The sequence below is a fragment of the Marinobacter sp. EhC06 genome (assembly GCF_001650915.1).
GTDB lineage: Bacteria > Pseudomonadota > Gammaproteobacteria > Pseudomonadales > Oleiphilaceae > Marinobacter.
The window spans coordinates 1-1,096 of record NZ_LXYO01000030.1 but is presented as its reverse complement, the minus strand read 5'-3'; the positions used below and the strand labels follow the sequence as shown (position 1 = coordinate 1,096).

The following is a 1,096-nucleotide window of genomic DNA, read 5'->3' as shown; positions in this document are numbered from 1 at the left end:
TTACTCAGGATCGAGTGAGCGCGGTGATTGGCGGTAGTATCACGCCCAGCTCTCTAGCTATGGAGACGTTGGCGTCCCGCCACGGCGTGCCTCAGATCACTATGGCGGGGGCGCGGATCCTCACTGAGCCGGTAAAAGAATGGCTGTTTTCCGTTACCGAGAGCGATGTGATGTCTGCGAGCGTGATTTATGAGCATATGAAGAGCGAGGGCATCAATAGGATTGCATTGCTGTCCAGTTCGGCGGGTTTTGGTCGCGCGGCGCGTGAAACGTTTCTCGACGAAGCTGGAAAATACAACGTCGAGGTTGTTATGGACGAAACTTATGCCAAAGGTGACTCGGACATGACTGCTCAATTAACCCGCATTCGTGGTAATGCGGACGTGCAGGCCATCATCAATCTCGATGCCGGTAATCAACCGGCCATTGTAGTCCGCAATTACGTTGCTTTGGGGATCGATGCTCCCATGTACACGAGCCACTCTATGGCTGCCCCCGAGTTCCCCAGCTTAGCGGGACAGGCTGCTGAGGGGGTGCGTATGAATGCACCGATCATGCTCGTGGCGGAGCAACTGCCTCAGAGCTCGACGGAGTACAAAATGGGCGTGGCCTTTCGTGAACTCTACCGGGAACGATATGGCCATGTGCCGAACACTTTTGCCGGCTATGGCCACGATGCCTTGTTGCTTTTGGTAGACGCGATCCGCCGAGCGGAAAGCTCCGATCCTGTGGCGATCCGTGATTCCTTGGAGCAGACCCGCGACTTGGTGGGCTTGACCAGCACTCTTACGTTTGCTCCCAATAACCATGGCGGTGTGTTTGAGCAGAGTAGTTCGCGAATGGTTGAGATTCGCGATGGCGGCTTTGTGCTTATTGATTGAATGGTGGCTTTGGACCGTCTTGGTGTTATGCGGCTGAGGGGGCAGGGTGAGTTCAAGGCACCGGAATAGCGGGGCCTGAATTTTGTTCGTGTGGCCTGGAGGGTTGGAGGTTTTGTAAGATCCAAGTTTTGGAAGGGCATTTCGAGTGCGGCAATATGAGCAAGCGGCATGCCCGCCCGAAGCCGTTGAAAGAGGGGAAGTTCTGGCCTGCCGAA

1 protein-coding gene is annotated in these 1,096 nt (G+C 55.4%); it reads left to right on the top strand.

All coding sequences use genetic code 11. The annotated features are described in order from the left end of the window. Positions 1-881: ABC transporter substrate-binding protein (locus A8B84_RS15865; RefSeq protein WP_082905193.1), on the top strand; the 881-nt coding region annotated here is incomplete at its 5' end. Positions 882-1,096 lie beyond the last annotated feature (215 nt).